This window comes from Roseateles chitinivorans (genome assembly GCF_050632145.1).
Classification (GTDB): domain Bacteria; phylum Pseudomonadota; class Gammaproteobacteria; order Burkholderiales; family Burkholderiaceae_C; genus Roseateles; species Roseateles chitinivorans_B.
In genome coordinates, this window is sequence record NZ_CP192577.1 from 512,166 (window position 1) to 538,726 (window position 26,561).

Annotated in this window: 22 protein-coding genes; 18 read left to right on the forward strand and 4 right to left on the reverse strand. The window is 69.1% G+C overall.

The annotated features are described in order from the left end of the window. The first annotated feature begins 65 nt into the window (after nt 1-65). From ACQ86G_RS02395 to ACQ86G_RS02405, 3 genes are all read left to right on the forward strand, one after another. Complete coding sequence (locus ACQ86G_RS02395; RefSeq protein ID WP_431259146.1) at nt 66-1,073, forward strand: ArsR/SmtB family transcription factor; 1,008 nt, start codon at nt 66-68, stop codon at nt 1,071-1,073. A gap of 220 nt (nt 1,074-1,293) precedes the next feature. Beyond that, nucleotides 1,294-2,475, forward strand: a complete 1,182-nt coding sequence (locus ACQ86G_RS02400; protein WP_431259147.1) for a glycoside hydrolase family 43 protein — start codon at nt 1,294-1,296, stop codon at nt 2,473-2,475. Between the two features lie 13 nt (nt 2,476-2,488). Then, entirely contained in the window at nt 2,489-3,838 is a 1,350-nt protein-coding gene (locus tag ACQ86G_RS02405) for a sialidase family protein (protein WP_431259148.1), read from the forward strand. Between the two features lie 72 nt (nt 3,839-3,910). Here ACQ86G_RS02405 and ACQ86G_RS02410 read toward each other — a convergent pair whose 3' ends face one another. After that, the gene (locus ACQ86G_RS02410; protein ID WP_431259149.1) at nt 3,911-6,181 is read right to left on the reverse strand and encodes an aminotransferase class V-fold PLP-dependent enzyme; all 2,271 of its coding nucleotides are present in this window, start codon (nt 6,179-6,181) and stop codon (nt 3,911-3,913) included. A 103-nt stretch (nt 6,182-6,284) separates the two neighbouring features. Between ACQ86G_RS02410 and ACQ86G_RS02415 the strand changes: the two genes are divergently transcribed. From ACQ86G_RS02415 to ACQ86G_RS02425, 3 genes are all read left to right on the forward strand, one after another. Beyond that, a complete protein-coding gene (locus ACQ86G_RS02415; RefSeq protein ID WP_431261316.1) occupies nt 6,285-6,746 on the forward strand; it encodes an Lrp/AsnC family transcriptional regulator in 462 nt (153 codons plus the stop codon). Between the two features lie 155 nt (nt 6,747-6,901). Then, nucleotides 6,902-7,609, forward strand: coding sequence for a hypothetical protein (locus ACQ86G_RS02420; protein ID WP_431259150.1), 708 nt, complete (start codon nt 6,902-6,904; stop codon nt 7,607-7,609). 347 nt (nt 7,610-7,956) lie between these two features. Then, nucleotides 7,957-8,643 carry a PEP-CTERM sorting domain-containing protein gene (locus ACQ86G_RS02425; RefSeq protein ID WP_431259151.1) on the forward strand — a complete coding sequence of 229 codons (687 nt, stop codon included), beginning with the start codon at nt 7,957-7,959 and terminating at the stop codon, nt 8,641-8,643. 37 nt (nt 8,644-8,680) lie between these two features. On the opposite strand, the gene ACQ86G_RS02430 is transcribed toward ACQ86G_RS02425, so the two are convergent. Further along, nucleotides 8,681-9,322, reverse strand: coding sequence for an NrsF family protein (locus ACQ86G_RS02430; protein WP_431259152.1), 642 nt, complete (start codon nt 9,320-9,322; stop codon nt 8,681-8,683). Further along, a complete protein-coding gene (locus tag ACQ86G_RS02435; RefSeq protein WP_431259153.1) occupies nt 9,319-9,882 on the reverse strand; it encodes a sigma-70 family RNA polymerase sigma factor in 564 nt (187 codons plus the stop codon). Before ACQ86G_RS02435 ends, ACQ86G_RS02430 begins: the two co-directional genes overlap by 4 nt. A 158-nt stretch (nt 9,883-10,040) precedes the next feature. Between ACQ86G_RS02435 and ACQ86G_RS02440 the strand changes: the two genes are divergently transcribed. The 9 genes from ACQ86G_RS02440 (at nt 10,041) to ACQ86G_RS02480 (ending at nt 20,863) form a co-directional block, all read left to right on the forward strand. Further along, complete coding sequence (locus ACQ86G_RS02440) at nt 10,041-10,316, forward strand: BufA1 family periplasmic bufferin-type metallophore (RefSeq protein WP_431259154.1); 276 nt, start codon at nt 10,041-10,043, stop codon at nt 10,314-10,316. A 23-nt stretch (nt 10,317-10,339) separates the two neighbouring features. Continuing rightward, a complete protein-coding gene (gene bufB / locus ACQ86G_RS02445) occupies nt 10,340-11,188 on the forward strand; it encodes an MNIO family bufferin maturase (protein WP_431259155.1) in 849 nt (282 codons plus the stop codon). Beyond that, on the forward strand, nt 11,185-12,003 hold the full coding sequence (locus ACQ86G_RS02450) for an HvfC/BufC family peptide modification chaperone (RefSeq protein ID WP_431259156.1): 819 nt from the start codon (nt 11,185-11,187) through the stop codon (nt 12,001-12,003). The genes bufB and ACQ86G_RS02450 overlap by 4 nt, the downstream gene beginning before the upstream one ends. Further along, nucleotides 12,000-12,497: a DoxX family protein gene (locus ACQ86G_RS02455; protein ID WP_431259157.1), complete on the forward strand. Its 498-nt coding sequence runs from the start codon at nt 12,000-12,002 to the stop codon at nt 12,495-12,497. The genes ACQ86G_RS02450 and ACQ86G_RS02455 overlap by 4 nt, the downstream gene beginning before the upstream one ends. A 165-nt stretch (nt 12,498-12,662) precedes the next feature. Next, nucleotides 12,663-12,953: a co-chaperone GroES gene (groES, locus tag ACQ86G_RS02460; protein ID WP_297524612.1), complete on the forward strand. Its 291-nt coding sequence runs from the start codon at nt 12,663-12,665 to the stop codon at nt 12,951-12,953. A gap of 50 nt (nt 12,954-13,003) precedes the next feature. After that, nucleotides 13,004-14,641, forward strand: a complete 1,638-nt coding sequence (groL, locus tag ACQ86G_RS02465; protein ID WP_431259158.1) for a chaperonin GroEL — start codon at nt 13,004-13,006, stop codon at nt 14,639-14,641. A gap of 186 nt (nt 14,642-14,827) precedes the next feature. Continuing rightward, nucleotides 14,828-15,973, forward strand: coding sequence for a DUF1631 family protein (locus tag ACQ86G_RS02470; RefSeq protein WP_431259159.1), 1,146 nt, complete (start codon nt 14,828-14,830; stop codon nt 15,971-15,973). 282 nt (nt 15,974-16,255) lie between these two features. Further along, nucleotides 16,256-18,376 carry a DUF1631 family protein gene (locus ACQ86G_RS02475; protein WP_431259160.1) on the forward strand — a complete coding sequence of 707 codons (2,121 nt, stop codon included), beginning with the start codon at nt 16,256-16,258 and terminating at the stop codon, nt 18,374-18,376. Nucleotides 18,377-18,469: 93 nt separating this feature from the next. Next, the gene (locus tag ACQ86G_RS02480; RefSeq protein ID WP_431259161.1) at nt 18,470-20,863 is read left to right on the forward strand and encodes a patatin-like phospholipase family protein; all 2,394 of its coding nucleotides are present in this window, start codon (nt 18,470-18,472) and stop codon (nt 20,861-20,863) included. Between the two features lie 36 nt (nt 20,864-20,899). On the opposite strand, the gene yihA is transcribed toward ACQ86G_RS02480, so the two are convergent. Next, nucleotides 20,900-21,577 (reverse strand): ribosome biogenesis GTP-binding protein YihA/YsxC, encoded by a 678-nt coding sequence (gene yihA, locus ACQ86G_RS02485; protein ID WP_431261317.1) that lies wholly within the window; start codon nt 21,575-21,577, stop codon nt 20,900-20,902. Between the two features lie 640 nt (nt 21,578-22,217). Between yihA and ACQ86G_RS02490 the strand changes: the two genes are divergently transcribed. The 3 genes from ACQ86G_RS02490 (at nt 22,218) to ccsB (ending at nt 26,512) form a co-directional block, all read left to right on the forward strand. Continuing rightward, nucleotides 22,218-22,799 (forward strand): c-type cytochrome, encoded by a 582-nt coding sequence (locus ACQ86G_RS02490; RefSeq protein ID WP_431259162.1) that lies wholly within the window; start codon nt 22,218-22,220, stop codon nt 22,797-22,799. A gap of 127 nt (nt 22,800-22,926) precedes the next feature. Continuing rightward, the gene (locus ACQ86G_RS02495; RefSeq protein ID WP_431259163.1) at nt 22,927-25,089 is read left to right on the forward strand and encodes a cytochrome c biogenesis protein ResB; all 2,163 of its coding nucleotides are present in this window, start codon (nt 22,927-22,929) and stop codon (nt 25,087-25,089) included. A gap of 1 nt (nt 25,090) precedes the next feature. Continuing rightward, the gene (gene ccsB, locus ACQ86G_RS02500; protein WP_431259164.1) at nt 25,091-26,512 is read left to right on the forward strand and encodes a c-type cytochrome biogenesis protein CcsB; all 1,422 of its coding nucleotides are present in this window, start codon (nt 25,091-25,093) and stop codon (nt 26,510-26,512) included. Nucleotides 26,513-26,561: the final 49 nt, after the last annotated feature.

Here is a 26,561-nt window from a genome sequence, read left to right on the forward strand (position 1 = left end):
CCCTAAGGCCTCAGAGGAGCGGAGCGATCCGCATAAACTCGCGAAAAATCTTTTGGGGACGCGCAATGGTGGAGGTCTCGGGCAGCCGGGTCTTGATGGTCGAGGGGGACGCGGCGCTGGCCGTGGCCAAGGCCCTGGCGTCGGACACGCGACAGGCGATGCTGGGGCTGCTCACGCACCAGGTGCTGAACGTCTCCGAGCTGGCGGGCGCGATGAACCTGCCGCATTCGACGGTGAGCTTCAACATCAACCAGCTGCAGGCCGTGGGCCTGGTGTCGGTCGAGGTCGAGCCCGGCACGCGCGGCCAGCAGAAGCTCTGCTCCAAGCGCTACGACGAGGTGCGCCTGCGCCTGCCCGGCGCGGCCATCGAGTCGCGGCCCAACGTCATCTCGATCAGCATGCCGATCGGCAGCTATCGCCACGTCGAGGCCAAGCCGACCTGCGGCCTGGTCAGCGAGAGCAAGATCATCGGCATGCTGGACGACTCGCGCTCGTTCTTCGAGCCGGAGCACGTCTATGCGCAGCTGCTGTGGTTCGGCGGCTCGGGCTACGTGGACTACGCCTTCCCCAACAACCTCCCCTACGGCGCGGTGCCCAGCCACCTGGAGCTCTCGATGGAGATCTGCTCCGAGGCGCCGCAGTTCAACGAGGACTTCCCGTCCGACATCACGCTCTGGATCAACGACCGGGAGATCGGCACCTGGACCAGCCCCGGCGACTACGGCGGCAAGCCCTCGCTGCTGATGCCGAGCTGGTGGCAGGTGGACCGCACCACGCACGGCCTGCTCAAGCAGTGGAGCGTGGGCGAGAAGGGCTCGATGATCGACGGCGTCGCACTGGGCACGGTGAAGATCGGCGACCTGGACCTGCCGCAGACCAACCACATCAAGGTGAGGCTGGGCATCAAGGACGACGCCCGCAACCGCGGCGGCCTCAACCTGTTCGGCCGCAAGTTCGGCAACTACCCGCAGGACATCGTCATGCGGATCGCGTTCGATTTCCCGCGCGGGCACGGCCCGGACGCGGTCGGCGCGGATGCCTCCGCCTCGCCGAGACCGCGCGAGATGCGCTGAGGAAGCGCTGAAGTGCTGAGAGGCGCCGGGGAACCTCGAGAAGTACTCAGGCGCGCCGGACGCGAAAGCGGCAGCCCCTGAAAGCCGGTGGAATTTCAGCGAGGCTCGTTAGTAACAAACATACTTGTTATTAATGACCGATCCGGTCTACCATCCGCGCCGATCCCACCCGGGGCGCGGCATGAGGCCGCGCCGATGCGGCGGGACAGGAGACCTCCCCATGCATCCAGACACGGACGCGGACCTGCCGCGCCGCCGTTGGCTCGGTCTGGCCGCCGGCCTGGGACTCGCGGGCGCCGCGATGTCGACCGGCTGCGCCAGCGCCTCATCCGCCCGCCCCTCGGCCGCTGCGCCGGCCGCCCCGTCCTCTGCCTCCTCCGCTTCCACCGCCGTGAAAGCGGCCGCCGCCTCCGGGACCGCCATGCCGACCACCTTCACCAACCCCGTGCTGCCGGACCGCGAGGCCGGGGATCCCTTCGTCGTCTTCCATGAAGGCGCGTACTACCTGACGGCGACCTTCGATCCCGAAGGCGGCGTGTGGGTCTACCGCTCGGACCGGCTCAGCGACTGGCGCCAGGCCGAGCGCAGGAAGGTCTGGACCGCCGATGCCAGCGGCCCGCGCAGCGCCATGATCTGGGCGCCGGAGTTGCACCACCTCGACGGCCGCTGGTACCTGTACTTCACCGCGTCCGATCACGTCGACGCCAACCACCGGCACTACGTGCTCGAGGCCGACCACCCGATGGGCCCGTACCGCGACCTCGGGCGCGTGCACCTGGCGCATGAGCGCTATTCGATCGACGGCTCGGTGCTGCGGCTGGCCGATGGCCGGCTGTTCTGGATGTACGCCGACGCGGGCCTCTGGATCGCGCCGATGTCGAGCCCGGCCAAGGCCGACGGTCCCGGCGTGCGCATCGTCCAGGGCGAGCACGACTGGGAGCGCGGCTGGCACAAGGTCGACGGCAAGTGGCAGGTCCAGCCCAAGGACTACTGGATCGAGGCGCCGCAGCCGTTGCGGCATGCAGGCCGCGACTTCGTCGTGTACTCGGCGGGGCACACGGCGGCGGTGTACTACCTCGGGCTGCTGGAGCTGACCGGGAAGGACCCGATGGATCCGAAGAGCTGGACCAAGCATCCGAAGCCGGTGTTCGGCCCGACGGACGGACCGACCGGCGTGGCCGGCGTCGACGGCGTCTTCGTGCCGGGCCACAACAGCTTCACGAAGTCGCCGGACGGCACCGAGGACTGGCTGGTCTATCACGCCAAGGACAGCGCCGAGAACGACCCGCACGGCCGCACGATGCGCATCCAGCGCTTCACCTGGACGGCGGACGGCCGGCCGGACTTCGGCCGCCCGGTCCCCTCGGGCGTGCCGCAACGCAAGCCCTCGGGCGAAATCTGACCCGGAGGACACGATGACCCCTCGCTCCCCCTCCACCGCCTCCGCCGCCTCCTCCACCGAACGGGCGTCCGCGCCCCGGCCTCTGGCCAGGCATCCCCTCCTCCGCGGCTTGACGACCGGCGCCGGCGTGCTGCTGACGGGCCTGCTGCTCGCCGCCTGCGCCAGTTGCGGCGGCGGCTCGTCGAGTTCTGACGCGGCCACCCCCAGCGCCCCGCCCCCGGTCACCCCGCCACCGGTCACGCGCGCTGGCACGCTGCTCAACGGCGACGCGCCGGCCTTCTATCCGCGACTGATCCGACTGCAGCATCAGAGCGACGCCTCGCTGAACGGCGCGCTGCTCGCCAGCGCGATCACCTTCGACGGCGATCGCGGCCAGGGCAAGCTGTTCCTCAGCAAGGATGACGGCACCACCTTCCAGCCGCAGGGCGTGGTCACCGACGCAGCCTGGCCGAAGGGCCTGTGCTGCGGCTCGGTCCATGAGTTGCCGTCGGCGGTCGGCGTGCTGCCGGCAGGCACGCTGCTGTGGTCGGCCTCGGTCGGGCAGGACACGCCCGGCCAGCCGATGACGCATCCGATCCACCGCAGCAATGACGGCGGCAAGACCTGGCGCTTCCTCGCGAACTGCGGCGTCGGCAACAAGCCGCGCGGCGCCGACGGGACGGGGATCTGGGAGCCCGAGTTCCTCGTGACGCGCGACGGCGCGCTCGCCTGCCTGTATTCGGACGAGACGGACGGCACGAGCGCGGGCGTCTCGCAGACGCTCAAGCGCATGAGCACGATGGACGGCGCGACCTGGACCGCGCCGCGCGTGATCGTCGACGCGGTGAAGCCGACCGACCGTCCCGGCATGGCGGTGGCGAGCCGGCTCGGCGACGGCAGCTTCCTGCTGAGCTACGAGCACTGCAGCACCGCCGGGCTGGACTGCCGCGTGGCGCTGAAGCGCTCGTCGGATGGGCTGGACTGGGGCGATCCGGCCGTGCGCGGACCGGAGCCGAAGACGGCCGACGGTCGCTTCTTCCGCCACACGCCGACGCACGTCTGGCTGCCGGGTCGGCAGCGGATCGCGTTGATCGGGCAGATCCTGTTCAACGCCGCCGGACAGGTCGATGCGGCCGGCAACGGCGCGACGATCTTCCTCAGCTCGACCGCCGACGGCAGCGGCGCGTGGACGACGATGGAAGCGCCGGTCAAGCCGCTGAGCCCGCCCGCGCAGACGAACTGGTGCCAGAACTATTCGTCGCCGCTGCTGCCGAGCGCGGACGGATCCCGGTTGATCATGCTCGCGAGCGACTTCGAGACGAACGCGACAGGGCAGCAGGTCTGCCGCACCCGGTTCGGCAGCGCGGCGCTGCCGGCGCCCTGAGCCCTTCTTCCCCCTCTGCCGCGTGCGGCGGAGGACGGGGTTGAGGGCCAGCGGCCGACGCCGTACGCCCGCTCAGATCGCGATGGCGTCGAGCGCGGTGGTGGTCCGGGCGGTCGGCCACAGCGCGAGGCCGCCGGCCAGGCTCCACGCCCGACCGTGCCCGAGCCGGCGCAGCGCCCGCGCCGCCTGCGCGCTGCGGTTGCCGCTGCGGCAGAAGAAGATCACCGGCGTCTGCTCCGGCAGCGCGCGCCAGCGCGGCAACGCGTTGATCAGCGCCGACAGCGGCACCGCCTCCGGCGCGAGTTCCTCCGTGGGGCTCATCCGCGCCTCGTAGGCCTCGCGGACGTCCACCAGCACCGGCTTCGCCCCGAATCCGTCGCCCAGCATCGACTGCAAGCCGGCGACGTCGAGTTCCACGCGCTCCGTCGTCCGCGCGCAGTCCACGCGCGCGCCACAGGCCATGGTCTGGTACTCGGTCGGCGCCAGGTCGTGCTCCAGCACGCCCTTGCCGATCGCGAAGGCCTCGGCGCTCAAGCGGCCCTTCAGCACACCGTCGAGCAACGGCTGCGCGCCGCATTCGACGGCGAGCGTCGTCGCGAAGCGGTCGTCGTAGTCGTGGCCCGGCAGCAGCAGCCCGTTCGGACCGACGTGGCGTTCCAGAGCCTTCAACGACGGGCCGAAGTCGGCCGGCGCGCTCTGCTCGAAATCGCTGCGACCGAGCGCGCCCGGCATCACCGTGTCCCCGACGAAGGTCGCGATCGTCTCGCTGCCTGTGTGCAGCAGATAGGCGGTGGAATCTTGCGTATGCCCCGGGATCGCGAGGCGCGACAGCCGGTGCGCGCCGAGCGCGATCTCCTCGCTGCCATTCGGCCACCCCAGCGCGTCGACGCGGTCAGCGAGCGCCTCCTCGGCGAGCAGGCTCGTCATCGCGTCCCGCAGGGACTGCGCCGACGACGCATGGTCGCCGTGGCTGTGCGTGTCCAGGATCGCGGCCAGCGTCAGCCCGCGACATCGCATCCATTGCGCCAGCGTGCCGGTCAGTTCGGGCAGCGGGTCGACGACGACGCAGCGACGGCTCGACACATCGGCGACGACGTAGCAGCAGGCGCCGTCGACGGCGAAGCGCGTGAGCAGTTCGGGCGCCTGCGGGGTCTCGTTCGGCGCCGGCGTCTGGCAGGTCGCGCGCAGCGACTCGCCGCAGGCGCGCAGACGTCTGCAGGCTTCGTCGATGGTCGACTCGGCATCGGCCGCGCCGAAGGACAGCCGCACCGCGGAGCCGGCGCGCCACGCCGGCAGACCCATCGCCTGCAGCACGTAGCTCGGCGCCGCCTTCGACGCGCCGCAGGCGGAGCCGCCGCTGACGCGCAGTCCGGCGGCGTCGAACAGGTCGAGCAGCAGCTTCGCGCTCAGGCCCGGGACCGACACGTTGAGCGTCGTCGGCAGGCTGGTGTCGAACGGTGCATTGAACACGACGCCGGGGAACGCGTCGCGCAGCGCGTCGGCCAGGCGCTGCCGACGGTCCAGCAACTGGCTGAGCGACGCGAACACGCCGCCGCCCTCCAGCGCTTCCAGCACCGCGCCCAGCGCCGCGATGCCCGCCATGTTCTCGGTACCCGAGCGCTGCGCGCCCTCCTGCCCGCCACCCGCCATCAGCGGCGTGAACGGGGCGCCCTCGCGGACGTAGAGCATGCCCACGCCCTTGGGCGCATAGAGCTTGTGGCCGGAGAACGGCGCGTAGTCGATGGCGCGCTCGCCGAGCAGCAGCGGCAGCTTGCCGAGCGCCTGCACGCCGTCGACGAGCCAGAGCGCGCCGGTGCCGCGCAGCGCGTCGGCGATGCCGTCGAGGTGGCTGATGACGCCCGTCTCGTTGTTCGCGGCCATCGTGCAGACCAGCCCTGCCGACAACGCGTTCGCGCGCAGCCAGGCCAGGTCATGGCGGCCGTCGATGTCGACGGGGATGGCGACGATCTCCAGGTCCAGGCCCAGCAACGTGTTCCAGTGACGCAGCGCTTCAGGCACGGCCTTGTGCTCGGTGGCGCCATAGAGCAGCCGGGGCGGGATGGCCTGACCCGCCTCGCGGCGCTGCCGCAGCGCGGTCAGCGCGGACAGGACGGCGGTCTGGATGCCCTCGGTCGCGCCGCTGGTGAACACCAGCCGGCCCCCCGGCGCGCCCAGCACGCGGCGCGCGGTGGCGCGGACCGCGTCGAGCCGGGCCCGGGCCTTCAGCCCGCTGCCATGGATGCTGCTCGGGTTCCCGAACGCGTCCGCCATCACGGAGAGCGCGGCATCGCGGGCCTGCGGCAGGACGGGGGTGGTGGCGTTGGCGTCGAGATAGATTTCCATGACCGTCGATTGTCAGAATTCACTCGTGGAATTCGGGTGCAAAATCTATCTTTACTTTGCCAATTTCGGCAATTTCATTCCAAGATTGATCGACATGGCGAAACTGGATTCCATCGACCGGAAGATCCTGGATATCCTGCAGCGCGACGCCTCCGTGCAGATGAGCGATCTGGCGGCGGAGGTGGGACTGTCGACGACGCCCTGCTGGCGCCGGGTGCAGCGGCTGAAGGAATCCGGGGTGATCACCCGCAACGTGATGCTGGTGGACCCGAAGCAGGTCAACGTGGGCGTGACGGTGTTCGTCTCGGTGCGGACCAACGTGCATTCGCAGGCCTGGTTCGACCAGTTCCGCGCGGCGATCGACGCGATCCCGGAGGTCGTCGAGTTCTATCGGATGAGCGGCGATGTCGACTATCTGCTGCGCGTCGTCGTGCCGGACATCGCCGCCTACGACCAGGTCTATCGCCGGCTGATCGCCGGGACGCAGCTGTCGGACGTCAGCTCCAGCTTCGCGATGGAGGAGCTGAAGTTCACGACGGCGTTGCCGTTGTCGTATATCGCCTGAGGCTCGCGTCTGACAAGTCGGAGCACGGACTGACCCCGACCAACAGCGGGCGTATACCGCAATTCGTCAAGTCATCGAACCAGCCCATTTGCACATCGTTTGAGGCGTCGAAGCGACCCTGAGAATTTTGGCTCCGAAGAGGAGATTCTCAGCAGATGACAGTCGAGACGAACGATGTGGCCCGCGGAGACGCGGTCGCGGTTGGATGGGCGAGCCGGGGCTCGACGGCGATCAGTCCCTCGCAGTTGCCGAACGCCCTGCCGGCGGCACCGGCTGCCTACGTCCAGGCGGCCTCATCGGCGATTCCATCAGCCACCATGCAGGTGTCGATGGTCTCCGGCGCGGACATGGCAAAGGCGGACCTGTTCGCTTTGTTCCAGGGCTGGGTGAAAGGCACGCGTCCGGCGCCAGGCGACGCTCCGGATGAAATCGTGTGGTTCCTCAGCAAGCGCGCGACCGCGCTCATCAACACCTGGCTCAACAACCGGAAGCTCGCAGCGTTGCATGCCAACGGCGCGAAGCTCGGCGCCATCGTGATTTCGCGGGAGCGAATCGAGCATGTGCGAGAGAGTCGGTCGACGAAGGACAGCGTCGGGGCGCCCGGTGTTGTCGAACTGCTGGCGGGGCTGTTCATCCACGGCATCCCGAAGTACGCACCGCACCCGGAAAACAGGAAGTACCCGACCCAACTGCTGATGTTCGATCCGGCCTACAAGGCGAAGGACTCGGCGGCAAGCGGCGAATCGCCTGTGGCCGCGCTCCAGTTCATCGGCACCCCTGTGGCGCACCTTCGTCTGGAGACGGCGTACTGGGCAAACCCCGGAAAAACAAAGGCGCTTGATGCTCAAGCGCTTCGAAAATAGAAAATGACTTCGCAACCAAGGAGGACGGCTGAGAGACCGGATTCCGACCCTTGGTCGGTCACCTTGTCCAGAGGGAACCTCTGCAAGGTCTCCCATTTTCCTCATCAACATCGAGTCGAGTGCACCGAGCTCGATCACCGGGACGCCTTTCCGGGTCTCTCGGTTGCGAAGTGATTGAAGTGTACCGGACGAGGGCCGTCTCGGCGTTTCAAGCGGGATGCCCGGCCTTGTCACTGGAAGGCAGCGCAGCGGCGGCTGGATTCGGCCTTCACGCGTTTCTAATCTTCCGGGCCGGACCGGTGGGAGCCCCGCTGCTCCAGACAAGCCGCGGCACCCGGGAGATCACCATGAACGTCCGCTCGCTGCTGCGCAGGTGCGCGCTCGCGTTGTGCTCGCTGCTGCTGCCGCTGCTCGCCGGGAACGCCCGGGCCGAGGAGTACCGCTACAGCTTCGTGACGACGCCCTTCACGACCACCGCGTTCTTCCCGAGGGCGTCGCCCGATGTGCCCCAGGATTGGACCTTCGAGAGCCGGCTGGTGGTCAGCGTCTATACCGACGGGCTCCTGACCGGCCCTGCCGGCGAGGCCGACATCCGGCGCTTCGAGATCACCTGGGTCCTGGGCGCCGGCGCACCGCCGATCTCCGGCGGCACGCTCGGCTCGCCGTTCCCGGATCCGGGCTGGGTCTGCTGCTCCGTCTATACCGAGTACACCTGGAACATGAACATCGGCTCGCTGGATGCCAACGGCCTGCCCGCCACCTGGGACATCTGGATCAACCGCTACGAGATCAACCCGCAGGCCCAGGTGAACTTCCGGCTGGCGTCCTCCAACACCGGCAACAGCCTGTCGCAGGTCGCGGACAGCTACTTCTACATCGGCGGCTCGGGCACCGCCGCGCCGGGCACGCTGGCCGGCGTGTGGTCCGTGGCGCTGGTGCCGGAACCCGGGACCGGCGCACTGATGCTGGCGGGCCTCGCGATCGCCGGCCTGGCGGCCGGACGGCGGCGGCGGATGAGCGCGCGGGCTCAGTGACTCGCGAGCGGGCGCCGACGGCGCCCAGGCCGCGCGTTCACCATCTCAGCCAATGCCGCCCCGCGAGCGCCCCCAGCGCCGCGGACATGCCCATCCCGAGCACGTACCAGATCGCCACGAAGGGCGCCTCCATCTCGGGGCAGTGCAGCGAGTAGACGCACGCGCCCACCGCGCCCGCCAGCCAGCCGGCGGCCGCGCCGGTCAGCACGGGCCGCGTCGGCGCCAGGCCGCGCAGCGCCCACAGCAGCCCGATGCCGATCGGCAGCGCCGTCGCCGTCACGTTGAAGACGCAGACCCGCCACGTGGTGCCCAGCACCAGCGGCAGGCGCGCGCCGGGCTCGGCCATCCAGAGCACCACCGCCGCCCAGATCCACAGCAGCGACACCGGCAGCCACACGCCCAGCCACCAGCCGTTCATCCGCGCGCCGGGGTGACCGAGGCGGAACACCACGACCAGGCCGGTCGCCGCCACCGCGAGCGGCATCGCCACCTTCCGCCAGAACGCGGCCGTGCCCATCACCTCGGCCAGGTCGGCACGGATGCCGAAGGCGCCCTGCACCCACGCCAGCGCGAGCATCACCCCCACCAGCAGCGCGACGGCGAACCGCCGTTCGCCGGTGCGCGTCGGCACCGGGCCGGCGTCCTGCGCCAGCAGTCCGATCAGATCGTCGGTCTTCATGTCATGTCCTTCCACAGCCGCGCCAGCGTCTTCAATCCCCGGTGCACGCCGACCTTCACCGCCGACTCGCTCAGGCCCGTGAGCTGGGCGGTCTCCTGGACCGACAGCCCTTCGACCTTCGTATGCAGGATCGGCAGGCGCTGGTTCGTCGGCAACCGGTCCAGCAGCCGGCTCAGGTCGCGGCGCGAATCGCCGGCCTCGTGATCGGCGGCCGCAAAGACCGCGAGTTCGTCGTCGAGCGGCTCGTTCAGCGCATCGTGCCGCTCCCGCCGCCGCCAGAGGTCGACCAGCTTGTAGCGGGCGACCGCGTGCACCCACGCCGTCAGCGGCTCGCCGCGGCGGTAGGTCTGGCGTTGCGCATGCACGGCCATCAGCGTCTCCTGCACCAGGTCCTCGACCTCGTCCGGCAACTGCTGCAGGCGCCGCCGGAAGTACCCGCGCAGCAAGGCCCCCAGACGCTGGAGGAAGCGGTGGTAAGCCCCCGCATCCCCGTCCAGCCCGGCCACGAAAAGGTCGTGCAACTCATGCTCTGTCGCGATCACGGGATCTATTCGCGTCATGGGGTCGGAAGGTTACAGGGGCTCTGAAAAAAGAGATCGAAAAATTTCCGGCACCGCTGTAACCCCTTGCCGATCGGCTACGAACTAGCTTGCGGAACGTGACGGGCAGACCGCCGCGTCCGACCCTCAACTCGCATCCAACGCACAAGGAGTGCCCCATGAAGTCGACCACACTGAGCCTCGCCCTCGTCACCCTGACCGCCCTGTCCGCCTCCGCGATGGCGCAGGACGCCAAGCCCGCCGCCGAGAAGGAACGCTGCTACGGCGTCTCGATGGCCGGCAAGAACGATTGCGCCGCGGGCCCGGGCACCAGCTGCGCCGGCACCGCCAAGATGGACTACCAGGCCAACGCCTGGAAGTACGTCCCGGCAGGCACCTGCACGACGATCAAGACGCCCAAGGGCATGGGCTCGCTGGCCCCGGTCAAGTCCTGACCCTTCCCGCCCGTTCGACCGCCATGACACACACGCTGGGCGCCGGCCTGGGCTTCAAGCCCGAGTTCGCGGAGGACGCGCTGGCCTCGCGCGATCCCGGACTCTGGTTCGAGGTCCATCCCGAGAACTACCTCGTCGCGGGCGGCCCGCGCCTGGCGCTGCTCGAGACCTTGCGCGCGAGGCACCCGGTGTCGCTGCACGGCGTGTCGATGTCGCTGGGCGGCGCGGCGCCGCCCGACCCCGACCATCTGCGGCGTCTCGCCGCATTGGCGGACCGGCTGCAGCCGGCGCTGGTGTCGGAGCATCTGGCCTGGAGCCGCTTCGGCGGCGCCTATGCGCCGGACCTGCTGCCGGTGCCGCGGACGACGCAGGCGCTGCGTCACGTCGCCGCGAACCTCTCCCGCATGCAGGACGCTCTCCGGCGACGCGTCGCCATCGAGAACCCCACGCATTACCTGACCCTCGCCCACGAGTGGGGCGAGGTCGACTTCCTGCATGAACTGGTCCGTCGCACGGGCTGCGGGCTGCTGGTCGACGTGAACAACGTGTTCGTGTCCGCGAGCAACCTCGGCCTCGATGCGGACAGATGGATCGACGCCATCGACGGCGACGCGGTGATGGAGATCCACGTCGCCGGTCATCGCGCCGACAGCGATGCCGGCACCGGGCTGTTGATCGACAGCCACGACGACGCCGTGGCGGCACCGGTCTGGGTGCTGCTCGATCGGCTGACCGCGCGCATCGGCCCCCGACCGACGCTGATCGAACGCGACGGCAATCTGCCGCCATTCGCCGACCTGATCGCCGAACGCGAACGCGCGCAGTCGCTGCTCGACGTCCGGGCCCGGGTGGGGCTGGAGGTTGCGGCATGACGCAGGTCGAATCGCGCGTCGAACTCTCCCTGAACGACGCGGACACCGGGTCGCTTGCCAGATTCCAGGCAATGTTCTGGCGCGACCTCTGGGTCGAGCCGGACGCGAGCGCCGCGCCTGTCGGCGCAGCGACTGCCCTGCAGCCCGGCTTCGCCGTCTACCGCAACACCGTGCTGAAGGGCTGCGCGGACGCGCTGCTGTCGCTCTATCCGTCGGTGCATCGCCTGACCGGGGACGAATGGATGAAGGCCATCGCGCTTGACGCCGTGCGTGCCGACCCACCGTCGGGCGGCGACCTCCAGCACTACGGCGCGAGCTTCCCCGCGTTCCTCGATGAAGCGCTCGCGGACAGCGAGTGGCCCTGGCTCGGCGACGTCGCAAGGCTGGACCGACTGTGGAATGAGAGCCATGTGGCTGCCGACGCGTCGGTGCTCGACGTCGGGACGATCGCCCGGCTCGATCCCGAACGACTGGCCGCCGCCGCCCTGATACCGCATCCCGCGGCGCGCTGGCGCTGGTGCGCCGGCTGGCCCGCGTTCAGCCTCTGGGACGCCGCGCGCTCGCAGGCCGCCGATCCGAATCCCCCGCACTGGCAAGGCCAGGGCGCCCTGCTCACGCGGCCCTCGGGCGCCGTCATCGCGCTCGAGATCGACGCCGCCGGTTGCGCGCTGCTCGACGCCTGCGCCGAGGGCACCCCGCTCGGCGTGGCGCTCGACGCGGTCCAGGCCCGCTTTCCCTCCTTCGACCCCGGCGCCGCGCTGGGGCGTCTGCTGAATCAAGGCGCCTTCGCCGCCGTCACGGAGATTCCGACATGACCCTGATCCCCTCGACTTCCCGCCCGACCTCCCCTTCAGCGTCCGGCGCCTCCTGGTCGCCGGCCGCCCTCCGGGAGCGCCTGGAACGCCTCGTCTCCCCCGATCTCATCGCATTGGCCTGCCGGTTCAGCATCGCGGGCGTGTTCTGGCTCTCGGGCCGGACCAAGGTCGAGGGCTGGTTCACGCTGACCGACACCACCTTCCTGCTGTTCCGACAGGACTACGCGCTCCCGCTGATCCCGCCGGAATGGGCGGCCTACCTGGCCACCGGCGCGGAGCATCTCCTCCCCCTCCTCCTGGTGCTGGGGCTGTTCACGCGCGTGGCGGCGCTCGGCGTGCTGGGGATGACGGCGGTGATCCAGACCTTCGTCTATCCGTCGGGCTGGCCGACCCACCTGAGCTGGGCGGCGCCGATGCTTTACCTGCTGGGCCGCGGGCCAGGGCGGTGGTCGCTGGACCATGTCGTCGGCTGGGGTCTTGAGCGCCGCCCTTGAAACGTCAACACCCGTCCATATAATCTCCCTGCTAGCACTCGCAATGGTCGAGTGCTAACAAGCCCCGCGGCCCTGCCGAGGGGCTTACTTCTTGTGAGGGGCTGGCCGGTGCGATGAGCGCACGGCGGGTCCTTGAAGCAAGTCTGCATTAGTCAAGGAGATCTGATGAAACTGCGTCCTCTGCACGATCGCGTGATCGTTAAGCGCCTGGAAAACGAAACCAAGACGGCCTCCGGGATCGTCATCCCCGACAACGCCGCCGAGAAGCCCGACCAGGGCGAAGTGCTGGCCGTCGGCCCGGGCAAGCGCAACGACAAGGGTGAATTCATCGCCCTGAACGTCGCCGTCGGCGACCGCGTCCTGTTCGGCAAGTACAGCGGTCAGACCGTCAAGGTCGACGGCGACGAGCTGCTGGTCATGCGCGAGGAAGATCTGTTCGCCGTCATCGCCAAGTAATCGGCGACCGCGACAGACATTCATTCAGATAGAGATTCGGAGAGATACACATGGCAGCAAAAGACGTTGTCTTCGGCGGCGAGGCCCGTGCCCGCATGGTCGAAGGCGTGAACATCCTGGCCAACGCGGTCAAGGTCACGCTGGGCCCCAAGGGCCGTAACGTGGTGCTGGAGCGCTCGTTCGGCGCCCCCACCGTCACCAAGGACGGTGTCTCGGTCGCCAAGGAGATCGAGCTCAAGGACAAGCTGCAGAACATGGGCGCCCAGATGGTCAAGGAAGTCGCTTCCAAGACCTCGGACAACGCCGGTGACGGCACCACCACCGCCACGGTCCTGGCCCAGGCCATCGTCCGCGAAGGCATGAAGTACGTGGCCGCCGGCATGAACCCGATGGACCTGAAGCGCGGCATCGACAAGGCGGTCACCGCCCTGGTCACGCAGCTGAAGGCGGCCTCCAAGGCCACCACGACCTCCAAGGAGATCGCCCAGGTCGGCACCATCTCCGCCAACTCCGACGCCGACGTCGGCGAGATCATCGCCAAGGCGATGGACAAGGTCGGCAAGGAAGGCGTGATCACCGTCGAAGACGGCAAGAGCCTGGACAACGAGCTCGACATCGTCGAAGGCATGCAGTTCGACCGCGGCTACCTGTCGCCGTACTTCATCAACAACCCGGAAAAGCAGTCGGCGATCCTGGACAACCCGTTTGTCCTGCTCTACGACAAGAAGATCTCGAACATCCGCGATCTGCTGCCGACCCTGGAAGCCGTCGCGAAGTCGGGCCGTCCGCTGCTGATCATTGCCGAAGAAGTCGACGGCGAAGCGCTGGCGACCCTGGTCGTCAACACGATCCGCGGCATCCTGAAGGTCGTCGCCGTGAAGGCCCCGGGCTTCGGCGACCGCCGCAAGGCGATGCTGGAAGACCTGGCCATCCTGACGGGCGGCAAGGTCATCGCCGAGGAAGTCGGCATGTCGCTCGAGAAGGTCACGCTGGCTGACCTGGGTCAGGCCAAGCGCGTCGAAGTGGGCAAGGAAAACACCACCGTCATCGACGGCAACGGCTCCAACGACGACATCCAGGCGCGCGTCAAGCAGATCCGCGTCCAGATCGAGGAAGCCACCAGCGACTACGACCGCGAGAAGCTGCAAGAGCGCGTGGCCAAGCTGGCCGGCGGTGTTGCCGTCATCAAGGTCGGTGCCGCCACCGAAGTCGAGATGAAGGAAAAGAAGGCCCGTGTCGAAGACGCGCTGCACGCCACCCGTGCCGCCGTTGAAGAAGGCATCGTGGCCGGCGGCGGCGTTGCGCTGCTGCGCGCCCGTCAGGCTGCTGGCGCCATCAAGGGCGACAACGCCGACCAGGACGCCGGCATCAAGCTGATCCTGAAGGCCATCGAAGCCCCGCTGCGCGAGATCGTCTACAACGCTGGCGAAGAGTCGTCGGTCGTCGTCAACACCGTGCTGGCCGGCTCCGGCAACCATGGCTACAACGCGGCCAACGGCACCTACGGCGACATGATCGAGATGGGCATCCTGGACCCGACCAAGGTGACCCGCACCGCGCTGCAGAACGCCGCGTCCGTGGCCTCGCTGATGCTGACGACCGAGTGCATGGTCGCCGAAGCGCCGAAGGACGAGTCCGCCGGCCCGGCCATGCCCGGCGGCATGGGCGGCATGGGCATGGACATGTGATGTCCGCCTGAGCCAGACGCGCAGCCCTCGGGCCGCGCGTCCTCGCTCTGCAAAGGGGTCGCTTCGGCGACCCCCTTTTTCATTTCCGTGCAGTGGACTCACCCTGTCCTGACTTGAGGCGAACCCGGACGCCCTCTCCCGGTACCCAGATCGTCATGCGCCCTCGTGGCGGGCAACCTGTCAAGCATGATGGTCCAAGCGTCATCGACTTCCCTCGCGTTCCTGATCGACCAGACACTGGCCGAGGTCCCCACCTTGGCGCACGCGGTGTACAACGGCCTGCAGGATGAACTCAAGGATCGCCTCGAGCATCAGTACCTGCTGGGCTGCTGGAACAGGCACCGGGCCCGCTTCATCGCCGATCTCGAAGACTCGCTCTCGCAATCGCTCCTGATCGCCAGAACAGGTGGCGCGCCACTGCCGTACCAACGTCCTCCGCAGCGGGACGGCGAGCTGCCCTTGAGCCTCGTCGATGACGCGCAAGTCCTGAAGGATGTCGCGATCGCCCATGTGACCCAGGCGATCGAGGAGCACTCCCGGGCCGAACTCCACCAGTTGGGCAACTTCTTCGCCGCGCTGCGCGGCATTGCCCGTCCGCTGAAGAACGACAACCCGCTGCGGGCCGCGTTGTTCGCACAGGCGCTGGCGCGCACGATCGACGGTGTGCCTGTCGACGCCGACAGCCGCTACGCCTTGATGCGCATGGCTGCGCCACCGCTGACGGCCAGCCTGCACCACCTCTACAGCTCGCTCTGCCAAAGCCTGAGAGCGGCCCGGTTGAGCGGCCTGCTGATCAGCCACGGCTCGCCGAGCCAGGGGGCGGAGCGGCGCCAGCGCCAGTGGGGCACGGTGCCGGACATGACGATGCGGCCAGCGGCACCGGGCTCGTTCGCCATGTCAACGCCGGCCGTCCCACAGTCCGACGAGGACCTGCAGGGTCGCGAGCAGCACCGCCAGGCATGGCTGCGGAAGCTGCGAAGCCAGTTGCAGCGCCAACTCGACCACGCCCAGGCCGGCAAGCTGATCCGGCGTTTCCTGCTCGGTCCCTGGATCGAGGTCATCGCCCAGGTCATGATCCAGCATGGGGAGGAGGCGTCGGAGACGCGGACCTGCCTGGGTCTGGTGACCACGCTGCTCCACAGCGTCTCGCCGCAGCCGGACGAAGCCGCCCGTGAACGCCTGAGGGCCCAGTTGCCTCGCCTGATCGAGGCGCTGAACCGTGGCATGGACGTCATCGCACTCCCGCCGATGGAGCGAAAGACCTTCCTCGACGCGCTGATGCGCCGGCACGGTCGCGCGCTGCAGTTGCCTGGATGCCTGATGTCGCGCTGAGCGTGAAGCGGGCACTCCGGCGCTGCTGTCCACTCGACGACGGGTCAGCCGGGGCGGCGTCGTCGGGCCAGCCCTGCCAGTTTGCAGGGCTCGGCGCAGGGCCCGGCGCAGGGGCCGGTGCAGGGGCCGGCGTGTTGCACTTCGATACGAAGTAAGCTTCGCGCTGCCGATGTCCGGGGACGCCAATCGCCCAGAATCGTTCTGGCCGCCGGTCCGGTCCCACCGTCACCATCGGGCTTTCCCCAGGTCGCACGTCCCCGTGCCCCAGGGGATGTCACCTGAATGAGGGGCGACCATAATGCGGCTGACAACTTGTCACAAATGATGGTCCAAGCGTCTTCGCCCTCCCTGCAGTCCCTGCTCGACGACATGCTCGCGCATGTGCCCTCGCTGGCGCACGCGGTGTACAACGGCCTGCAGGACGAGCTCAAGAGCCGGCTCGAACATCACCAGCTGCTGGCCGGCTGGTCCAGGCGCCGCGCGAGCTTCGCCGCGGACTTCGAAGGCTCCCTCACCATGCTGCTGAAGATCGCCCGCGACGGCGGCGATCCGCTGCAACAGGAAAAGCCGGCGCCCCAGCGCGGCAACGACTTCTCCTTCAGCCTCGTCGACGAGAGTCAGGCGCTGAAGGACGTGGCAATCTCGCACGTGATCACCGCGATCGAAGACCAGTCGCGGGCCGAGCTGCACCAGCTGAGTAACTTCTTCGCCGCGCTGCGCGGCATCGCACGGCCGCTGAAGAACGACAACCCGCTGCGGGCCGCGTTGTTCGCGCAGGCCCTGGCGCGCGCCATCGAAGGCGTGGACCTCGACGCCGACGGCCGGTATGCGCTGATGCGCCTGGCCGCGCATCCGCTGGCGATCCGGCTTCAGCCGATCTACACCCTGCTCTGCCAGGGCCTGAGACAGGCGCAGTTGAGCGGCATGCTGACCAGCCACGGGTCGGCAATCAAGGAATCGGAACTGCGACTGCGTCAGTTCAAGACGCTGACCGACACGCCGACGCAGAACGCCACGCTGGATCAGGTCGCCATGAAGCTGGACCTGATGAACACGCGCGCCGCCGAACTCGGACCGGCCCGCGTCGCGACGTCCTCCTCCCCCACCGGGGCACTGGGTGCGCCGCCGCCGAAGCTGGGTCCGGGCACCGGCGCGCCCGGCTCGGACCTGCTGTCGCGCCTGTACGACCAGATCCTGGCCGACGACAGCCTGCAGCCGCCGCTCAAGGTGCTGATGGGTCGCCTGCAGGTCGCGATCGTGCGCCTGTCCAAGGCCGATCCGACGTTGCTGCGCCGCCAGGACCATCCGACCTGGCAGCTGCTGAACCGGCTGGCCGCGCACGGCGCGGGCTTCCAGCGCAGCGACGATGCCGAACTGAAGGCCTTCCTGCAGTTCCTGGAACGCGTGATCCAGCCGCTGCTGGACAGCGCGCATCCGTCCGCCCTGCAGTTCCAGCAGGCGCTGACTGAAGTCGATTCCCACATCCGCGCGCAGGCCGAGGCCCGCGGCCAGCGCAGCGCCGTGGCGCTCGAGCGGCTGGACCGCGAGCAGCGCCGCCAGGAATGGCAGCGGATGCTGCGCGACCAGCTGCAGCATCAGCTCGACGACGCCCAGGCCGGCAAGCTGATGCGCCGCTTCCTGCTCGGCCCCTGGGTCGAGGTCATCGCGCAGGCGATGGTCCAGCACGGTCGGGACGCGTCGGAGCCGCAGACCTACATCGAGCTCGTGGACGCCTTGCTGCACAGCGTCTCGCCGCAGCCGGACGAGGCCGCCCGCCAGCGCCTGCGCAGCCAGTTGCCGGAGCTGGTCCGCGCGCTGGATCGCGGCATGGACGCCATCGCGTTGCCGCCGATGCAGCGGCAGACCTTCCTCGACGAGTTGATGCGTCAGCACGGTCGCGTGCTGCGCGGACAGCCGGCCGTCGAGGAAGCCTTGCCGGCCGCGCCCTCGCTGCGCCGTCCGGCGCAGACGCCGGAGGAACTGCTGCAGCAGCTGCTCGACGAACGCGAATCGCAGCTCCCGTCGCGCTGGGCCCACGAGCGCGTCGACCGCGGCCAGTTGCCGACGGTGCCGGTGGCGCTCTACAGCGAGGAGCACTCGCCCCACGCGCATGCCGCGCTGCAGGACTGGATCGCCGGCGTGCACATCGGCGGCTGGTACCACCTCTTCCACCGCAGCGAATGGATCACCGCGCAGATCGCGTGGATCAGCGACAGCCGCCAGATGTTCCTGTTCATCGGGCAGGTGGCGGAGGAGCGTCACTCGGTCACCCGCGGCGCGCTGGAACAGCTGGTGGCCAACGGCCTGATCACGCAGCTGGAAGACCAGCCGCTGCTGCAGCGCGCGATCGGCACGCTGATGCTGGACCTGGATCGCGCGCCGCACAACGGCAACGATCACTGACGGACGCCGCCGGTTCGATATCGAACCGGTTCGGGTCACAATGCGCCCGCCTCGCGCGCTTGCCGCGGGGCTTCCCGCAGCCCGATGTCCGCCGTGTCCCGAGATCCCCGCGCCCTTTCCCGCGTCCAGCCCCGCGTCCAGCCCCGCGTCCTAGCCCGCGCACTGAGCCGCGCACTTGCCCGCGTCAGCCGCCACCGCCGGCTGACGCTGTTCGTCGCCTGGCTCGCGCTGACCACGCCCGCCGTGCTGCCCGCGCAGACGGTGCCGCCCAATCCCCCGCCCGGTCCGGTGGCCACGCCCTCGGCCGACCAGGCCCGGCGGCCCAAGCTCGGCCTGGTGCTGTCGGGCGGCGGCGCACGCGGCCTGGCGCACGTCGGGATCCTGAAGGTGCTCGAGCGCGAGCGCATCCCCGTCGACATCGTCACCGGCACCTCGATGGGCGCGATCATCGGCGGCCTCTACGCCAGCGGCATGTCCGCCGACGATCTCGACCGCGAGCTGTCGAGGATCGCCTGGGACCGGCTGTTCGCGAGTCGCGTCGACCGCCAGGACCTGTCGCAGCGCCGCAAGGAGGAGGACTTCGAGTTCTCCGCGACGATCGAGTTCGGCCTGCGCGACGGCGAGGTCCGCGTGCCCACCGGCACGCTCTCCAGCCGCGGACTGGAAGCCCTGCTGCGCCGGCTGACGCTGCCGGTGCGCGAGGTCCACCGCTTCGACCGCCTCCCGACGCCGTTCCGCGCCGTCGCCACCGACATGGAGAACGGCCGCGAGCGCATCCTCGCCGAAGGCGACCTCGCCCTGGCGCTGCGCTCCAGCATGAGCGTGCCCGGCGTGTTCGCGCCGGTCGAATGGGAGGATCGCATCCTCGGCGACGGCGGCCTGGTCAACAACCTGCCGATCGACGTGGCCCGCGAGATGGGCGCGACGCGGCTGATCGCGGTGAACGTCGGCACGCCGGTGGGCGGGCGCGAGACGCTGAACTCGCTGCTCGGGCTGACCGCGCAGATGATCAACATCCTGACCGAGCAGAACGTGCAGCGCTCCATCGCCAGCATGTCCGCCGGCGAGGACCTGCTGATCACGCCCAGGCTGGGCGCGCTGACCTCGGGCGACTTCGACAAGGTCCGCGACCTGATCCGCGCCGGCGAGGAAGCGGCCGAGGCGATGCTGCCGCGGCTGCGCGCCTACGCCGTCGACGAGCGGACCTACACGGACTGGCAGATCGCGCGCATCGGCACCAAGGCGCCGGGCGTGTTCATCGCCGCGGTGAAGATGGAAGGCTCCGACAACACCAACCCGGAGCGCTTCCGCAGCCAGCTCGAGTCCAAGCCGGGCCAGCCCTTCAACAACGAGACGGCGGAGCGCGACATGCGCTTCCTGTCCTCCAGCGGCGACTACAACCGCGTCGACTATCACGTCGAGCAGCGCGCCGAAGGCGAGACGCTGGTCTTCAACATGGAAGACAAGCCCTGGGGGCCGAACTACTTCCGCGTGGGGATGGATCTGTCCACCGACTCGGGCGGCGACAGCTTCTTCAACCTGCGCCTGAGCCACAACCGCCACTGGCTGACCGACAAGGGCACCGAGTGGCGCAACCAGGTCACCATCGGCGAGACGCCGCGGCTCTACACCGAGCTGTACCACCCGCTGGGCCTGAAGCTGGGCGTGGCCGACGACTGGTTCGCCAGCGCCTGGGCCGAGGCCAACCAACGCAAGCAGATCGTCTACGACGACAACGACCCGGACAACGCCAGCGTGGGCCAGGCGCGGCTGGTGCGGCGCGACGCCTCGGTGGGTCTGGACCTGGGTCAGCCGTGGGGGCGCTGGGGCGAGGTGCGCCTGGGCGTCATCACCCAGATCCGCCATGCGAAGCCCGACCTGATCACGCTGCTCACGCCGGAGATGGGCAAGCTGCGCTGGACCAGCTATGAGCGCGGCTTCCGGCTCCGGACCGTCGTCGACCAGCTGGACTACGCGAACTTCCCGCAGCACGGCTACCGCTTCACCGTCGAGGCGCAAGGCGGACGCCAGGACAACCGCAACCTCAACAGCGGCCGCTTCCTGCGGCTGAACACGGACGGGAACGTGGTGCGCAGCTTCGGCGGGCACACGGTCAGCCTGTACGCGCGCGCCGTGGCGTCGCAGCAGCCCGACGACACGGGGCTGGGCGGCTACACGCTGGGCGGGTTCCACCAGCTGTCGGGCTACAACCCGAACCAGCTCAGCGGCAACTCGCTGCTGTTCACGCGGGCGACCTACTACCGGCGCCTGAACGACCAGCCCTTCCTGTCGCGCGGGTTCTTCGTCGGCGGCACGCTCGAGGCGGGCAACACCTGGCTCTCCCACCGCGACATCAGCGTCAAGGACATGCGCTACGCGAGCAGCATCTTCCTGGGTTCGGACACGGGATTGGGCCCGCTGTACGTGGGCATCGGCTACGCACCGCGCGGCGGCACCGCGTTCTACGTGTTCATCGGCCGGCCGTGAACGACATCGCCGGCCCGGGGCCGGCGACAGGCGGGGTCAGGCCTTGCCGGCGCCGTCGTCCGGGGCCGCGTCGTCCTCTGGGCCATCCTCCGATGCGTCGTCGTCGTCACCCGCGTCATCCTCGCTGTACGGCACGCGCGGCTCGGCGTGCGCCCAGTCGTAGATCACTTCGGCGACGTCCTCCAGGCCCTGCTTGCTCAGCGCCGAGAACAGCGTGACGCCGATGTCGGAATCCTCGGTCGCCAGCACGCCCAGCTCCTTCTGGACCTGCGCCAGGATGGCGGCGCCTTCCTTGCGGTTGAGCTTGTCGGCCTTGGTCAGCACGACCAGCAGGCTGACCTCGCCGGCGGTGACGCGGTCGGACACGTACTCGAGCAGCTGCTTGTCGAGGTCGGTCAAGCCGAGGCGGGAGTCGACCATCAGCACCACGCCCGACAGCTCCTCGCGCTGGCCGAGGTAGTCGGCCATGACGCGCTGCCAGCGCAGCTTGGCGTCGCGGGCCACCGCGGCGTAGCCGTAGCCGGGCAGGTCGGCGAACAGCGCGGTGGGCGCGTCGCGCGGGCCCACCGCGAACAGGTTGATGTGCTGCGTGCGGCCCGGCGTCTTCGACGCGAAGGCCAGGCGCTTCTGCTGCGCCAGCGTGTTGACCGCCGTCGACTTGCCGGCGTTGGAACGACCGACGAAGGCGATCTCCGGCAGGCCGCGCGGGGCCAGGTCTTGCGCATGCGCCTCGCCCTCGCCCTCGCCCTCGCCAACGCCCTCGCCGACGCCCTCGCCAACGTCCTCGCCGATCGCTTCGGATTGCGAGCCGCTTTCCGACGCGTCTTCCGAGGTGTCCTCCGCGCCGCCGACGTCCTCATCCTCATCAAGCAGCGCCTCGTCGAACCCGGCGGCCTCGGCCTCGGCCAGCGCCGCCTCCTCGCGCGCCCGCGCCTCTCCGGGCAGCACACCGTCGACCGGCAGGTGCTTGAGCTGGCTGGCCGTGGTCAGGAAACGCGCGGTGTGCGTCCAGGCCAGCGCGCGCTTGCCGGGCGTCATCGGCTCGGTGCTGGCGGTTTTCTTCACCGGCGGGGGCAGGCCTTGCGCCTTCGCCTTTTCGGCGTTCTTCGCGCGGGCCTTGGCGGCCGCGCGCATACCCGTTTTCCCGGGGCCCTGCTTCTTCTTTGACGCGCCAGCACGTCCCGCGCCACGGCCTGCGGGTTTCCCTGGGGCCGCAGGGGCGGGTTTCTTGTTGGAATCGGTCATCGGGCTGCGCAGGCTCTAAAGAGGTGCATTGTAAGATCCTGCGGTTGCGCTCACCCAACCCTCAACATTCATGAAGACTGCCGCTTTCTTGTTGTCGAGCATGGTTTTGATGTCCGGCGCCGCCAACGCCAATGAACCCACCCCAGCGGCCAAGCCCGATCTGACCAAGGGCCAGGCCATCAGTTCGCAAGTCTGCGCCGCCTGCCACACGGCGGACGGCAGCCGCGGCAGCCCCGCCAACCCCATCATCGCCGGCCAGCACGCCGACTACCTCGCCAAGCAATTGCACGAGTTCAAGTCGGGCAAGCGCAAGAACGCGGTGATGTCGGGCATGGCCGCGCCGCTGACGGACGACGACATCCGCAACGTCGCCGCGTTCTACGCCAGCAAGGGCTCCAAGCCCGGCTTCGCGAAGAACAAGGAGCTGATCACCCTGGGCGAGAAGATCTACCGGGGCGGCATCGCCGACAAGCAGGTGCCCGCCTGCGCCGGCTGTCACAGCCCCAACGGCGCCGGCATCCCGGCGCAGTACCCGCGCCTGGGCGGCCAGCACAGCGACTACACCGAGGCCCAGTTGACGGCGTTCCGCGCCGGCGGCCGCCCCAACAGCCCGCAGATGCTGGCGATCGCCGCCAAGATGAGCGACCGCGAGATCAAGGCGGTCTCCGACTACATCGCCGGCCTGCGCTGAGCGGCCGTCCCCCGGGGCGCACCTTTCGGGGAAGGTTCCGACGAACGAGGCCGGTGATCCGATCACCGGCCTTCGCTTCTGCCGGCCCTCGCCCGTTTCGTCACCCGGGGCGACGAGAATGCCGGCCATGACCCAGTCGTCTCCTCAGCCGTCCCCCGAGATGTCCCCCGAGAGCCCTCCCCGCCCGAAAGCCCAGGCGGCCGCGCGCGCCGTGCTCGACGACGCGATGGAACTGGTGGCGTCGATGCGCTTCGCCATCGCCCTGCTGACGGTCCTGTGCATTGCCTCCGTGATCGGCACCGTCGTGCAGCAGCGGCAGCCGATGCCGAACTACGTCAACCAGTTCGGCCCGTTCTGGTCGGAGCTGTTCGGCAAGTTCGACCTGTACACCGTCTACAGCGCCTGGTGGTTCCTGCTGATGCTGGGTTTCCTGGTCGTGTCGACCAGCCTGTGCATCGCGCGCCATACGCCCAAGATCCTGCGCGACCTGAAGACCTACAAGGAGACGATGCGCGAGCAGTCCATCCAGGCCTTCAAGCACAAGGCCCTGGGCTACCTGCACATGAATCCGGAGGCCGCGCTCGGCCAGATCAACGCATGGCTCGGCGCCGAAGGCTGGAAGGCCCGCGCGCAGGTGCGCAACGGCGGTGTCATGATCGGTGCGCGCAAGGGCTCGGCGCACAAGATCGGCTACCTGGCGGCGCACTCGGCCATCGTGCTGATCTGCCTGGGCGGACTGTTCGACGGCGACCTGGTCGTGCGCGTGATGATGTGGGCGCAGGGCAAGCAGATCTACCAGGGCGACGACCTCACCAAGGTCACCGACATCAACCGCCTGACGCCGGCCAATCCCAGCTTCCGCGGCAACCTGTACGTGCCCGAGGGCAGCCGCTCGTCGACCGCGCTGATCTCGATGCCCAGCGGCGTCGTGGTGCAGGACCTGCCCTTCGACGTCGAGCTGAAGAAGTTCATCGTCGAGTACTACTCGACCGGCATGCCCAAGCTGTTCGCGAGCGACGTGATCCTGCACGACCGCCGCGACGGCACGTCCACCAAGGCAACCGTCAAGGTCAACGAGCCGGTGACCTTCCGCGGCGTCACGCTCTACCAGAGCAGCTTCGAGGACGGCGGCTCGTCGCTGAAGCTGAAGCTGCGCGCGCTGCAGGCGGCGCACGACACGCCGCTGGACGGCAAGGTCAACGGCACGACGACGCTGACGGCCGACGGCGAGAAGTACGGGCTCGAGTTCACCGGCCTGCGCGTCATCAACGTCGAGAACTTCGCCGACGACGGCAAGGACAAGAACGGCACCGACGTGCGCAAGGTCGACCTGGTCGGCCGGCTGGAGCAGCACCTGGGCTCGGGCGCCAACCTCGAAGGCAAGAAGACGCTGCGCAACGTCGGCCCGTCGTTCAGCTACAAGCTGCGCGACGCCAGCGGCCAGGCCCGCGAGTACAGCAACTACATGCTGCCGCTGGAGCTGGACGGCCACCGCGTGATCCTGCTCGGCGTGCGCGACACGCTGTCGGACAGCTTCCGCTACCTGCGCATCCCGGTGGACGGCAAGGACAGCATCGAAGGCTGGCTGGCGCTGCGACGCGTGCTGGCCGATCCGGCCCAGCGGCTGCAGGCGGCCCGGCAGTACGCGCTGGGCGCCAGCCCGGCGGACAAGCCGGCGATGCAGGCGCAGCTGGAAGCGACCGCGCTGCGGACGCTGACGCTGTTCGCCGGCGCCGAGGGCCTGAAGGCGGACGCGCCCGCGCAGGGCGCGGCCGTCGGCGGCCTGCCGGCGCTGTCGCAGTTCATCGAACGCGAAGTCCCCGAAGCCGAGCGCGCCCGCGTGTCCGAGGTGCTGCTGCGCATCCTCAACGGCAGCCTGTACGAGCTCCACAAGCAGGCCGAGGAACAGCTCGGCCATCCGGCGCCCCAGCCGGGCGAGGCCACGCAGGCCTTCATGACGCAGTCGGTGATGTCGCTGTCGGACGCGATGTTCTACCCGTCGCCGGTCATCATCCAGATGGACGACTTCCAGCAGGTGCAGGCCAGCGTGTTCCAGGTGACGCGTGCGCCGGGGCAGACCCTGGTCTACCTCGGAGCGGTATTGCTGATCATCGGCGTGTTTGCGATGCTCTACGTCAAGGAACGCCGGCTGTGGATCTGGCTGGAAGCCGCGCCGGGCCGCAACGAACAGACCCGCGTCCGCATGGCGCTGTCCAGCAACCGCGACACCCCCGACCTGCCCGTCGAATTCGAATCGCTCAAGCAGCGCCTGCTGCATGAGGAGGCCTGACATGAACACCACCACCGCGGACTCGTCCCACATGCCTTCCCAGCTGCCCTCGCAGCTGCCGGGTTCCACCGAGGCCACGCCCGCACGCTCGCTGGTCATCGGCAAGCGCGGCTACTTCCAGGGTCGCAACCCGTTCGACTGGATCTTCGCGGCGCTGGTGCTGATCGGCGCCGGCTTCGCCTTCAGCCGCTACAGCGCCTCGATGGATGTCTACGAGAAGGGCATCCTGGCCGGCGCCACGCCGGCGCTGATCGCGCTGGGCTGGTTCTGGCGGCCGATGCGGCTGCTGTGCCTGATCGTGGGCGCGGCCAGCCTCTTCGCGATCCAGCTCTACCTGCGCCAGACCGACAGCTTCGGCGCCGACCTGGCGGCCGGCGAGAAGGTCTTCTTCCTGAAGTACATGCTGTCCAGCCAGAGCGCGATCCTGTGGATGAGCGTGCTGGTGTGGATGAGCACGCTGTTCTACTGGCTGGGCTTCCTGAAGAAGGACGGCGTCAGCGCGGCCGAGGCGATCGGCACGCGGCTGGCCTGGGGCGCCGTGGGCATGGCGCTGATCGGCACGATGGTGCGCTGGTTCGAGAGCCACCAGATCGCGCCCGACATCGGCCACATCCCGGTCAGCAACCTGTACGAGGTCTTCGTCCTCTTCACCTGGCTGACGACGCTGATGTACCTGTACTACGAGCAGCGTTTCGCGACGCGGGCGCTGGGCGCCTACGTGATGCTGGTGGTGAGCGCGGCGGTCGGTTTCCTGCTCTGGTACACGATGGCGCGCGAGGCCCACGAGATCCAGCCGCTGGTCCCCGCGCTGCAGAGCTGGTGGATGAAGATCCACGTGCCGGCGAACTTCATCGGTTACGGCAGCTTCGCGATGGCCGCGATGGTGGCCCTGGCGACGCTGCTGAAGACGGCGACGCCGCGCGCGCTGGTGATCGGCCTGATCGGCGTGCCGGTCGGCCTGGTGCTGGTGCTAGTGGGCTTCCGCTTCGGCGCGAACGTCTCGCCGGAGATCGCGACCGGCCTGAACGGCTGGGCCGGCAAGATGGCCGGCGTGGCGGTGTTCCTGGCGGCCAGCGTCGCGTTGCGCGGCCCGCTGACGGCGCGTCTGCCGACGCTGACGGTGCTGGACGACCTGACCTACAAGTCGATCGCGCTGGGCTTCGCCTTCTTCACGATCGCGACCATCCTGGGCGCGTTCTGGGCCGCGGAAGCCTGGGGCGGCTACTGGAGCTGGGACCCGAAGGAAACCTGGGCGCTGATCGTCTGGCTGAACTACGCCGCCTGGCTGCACATGCGGCTGATCAAGGGCCTGCGCGGCGTGGTCGGCGCCTGGTGGGCGCTGATCGGGCTGCTGGTCACGACCTTCGCGTTCCTCGGGGTCAACATGTTCCTGTCGGGACTGCACTCGTACGGGACGCTTTAAGGCGGTCGCCCCTCGACAGGGCGGCGTCGGGCGGGAGCCTGACGCCGCC

Bases quoted from the DNA above. Each gene is read 5' to 3' on its own strand.
- ACQ86G_RS02395 (WP_431259146.1), top strand. From the start codon at position 66: ATGGTGGAGGTCTCGGGCAGCCGGGTCTTGATGGTCGAGGGGGACGCG.
- ACQ86G_RS02400 (WP_431259147.1), top strand. From the start codon at position 1,294: ATGCATCCAGACACGGACGCGGACCTGCCGCGCCGCCGTTGGCTCGGT.
- ACQ86G_RS02405 (WP_431259148.1), top strand. From the start codon at position 2,489: ATGACCCCTCGCTCCCCCTCCACCGCCTCCGCCGCCTCCTCCACCGAA.
- ACQ86G_RS02410 (WP_431259149.1), bottom strand. From the start codon at position 6,181: ATGGAAATCTATCTCGACGCCAACGCCACCACCCCCGTCCTGCCGCAG.
- ACQ86G_RS02420 (WP_431259150.1), top strand. From the start codon at position 6,902: ATGACAGTCGAGACGAACGATGTGGCCCGCGGAGACGCGGTCGCGGTT.
- ACQ86G_RS02425 (WP_431259151.1), top strand. From the start codon at position 7,957: ATGAACGTCCGCTCGCTGCTGCGCAGGTGCGCGCTCGCGTTGTGCTCG.
- ACQ86G_RS02430 (WP_431259152.1), bottom strand. From the start codon at position 9,322: ATGAAGACCGACGATCTGATCGGACTGCTGGCGCAGGACGCCGGCCCG.
- ACQ86G_RS02435 (WP_431259153.1), bottom strand. From the start codon at position 9,882: ATGACGCGAATAGATCCCGTGATCGCGACAGAGCATGAGTTGCACGAC.
- ACQ86G_RS02440 (WP_431259154.1), top strand. From the start codon at position 10,041: ATGAAGTCGACCACACTGAGCCTCGCCCTCGTCACCCTGACCGCCCTG.
- bufB (WP_431259155.1), top strand. From the start codon at position 10,340: ATGACACACACGCTGGGCGCCGGCCTGGGCTTCAAGCCCGAGTTCGCG.
- ACQ86G_RS02450 (WP_431259156.1), top strand. From the start codon at position 11,185: ATGACGCAGGTCGAATCGCGCGTCGAACTCTCCCTGAACGACGCGGAC.
- ACQ86G_RS02455 (WP_431259157.1), top strand. From the start codon at position 12,000: ATGACCCTGATCCCCTCGACTTCCCGCCCGACCTCCCCTTCAGCGTCC.
- groES (WP_297524612.1), top strand. From the start codon at position 12,663: ATGAAACTGCGTCCTCTGCACGATCGCGTGATCGTTAAGCGCCTGGAA.
- groL (WP_431259158.1), top strand. From the start codon at position 13,004: ATGGCAGCAAAAGACGTTGTCTTCGGCGGCGAGGCCCGTGCCCGCATG.
- ACQ86G_RS02470 (WP_431259159.1), top strand. From the start codon at position 14,828: ATGATGGTCCAAGCGTCATCGACTTCCCTCGCGTTCCTGATCGACCAG.
- ACQ86G_RS02475 (WP_431259160.1), top strand. From the start codon at position 16,256: ATGAGGGGCGACCATAATGCGGCTGACAACTTGTCACAAATGATGGTC.
- ACQ86G_RS02490 (WP_431259162.1), top strand. From the start codon at position 22,218: ATGTCCGGCGCCGCCAACGCCAATGAACCCACCCCAGCGGCCAAGCCC.
- ACQ86G_RS02495 (WP_431259163.1), top strand. From the start codon at position 22,927: ATGACCCAGTCGTCTCCTCAGCCGTCCCCCGAGATGTCCCCCGAGAGC.
- ccsB (WP_431259164.1), top strand. From the start codon at position 25,091: ATGAACACCACCACCGCGGACTCGTCCCACATGCCTTCCCAGCTGCCC.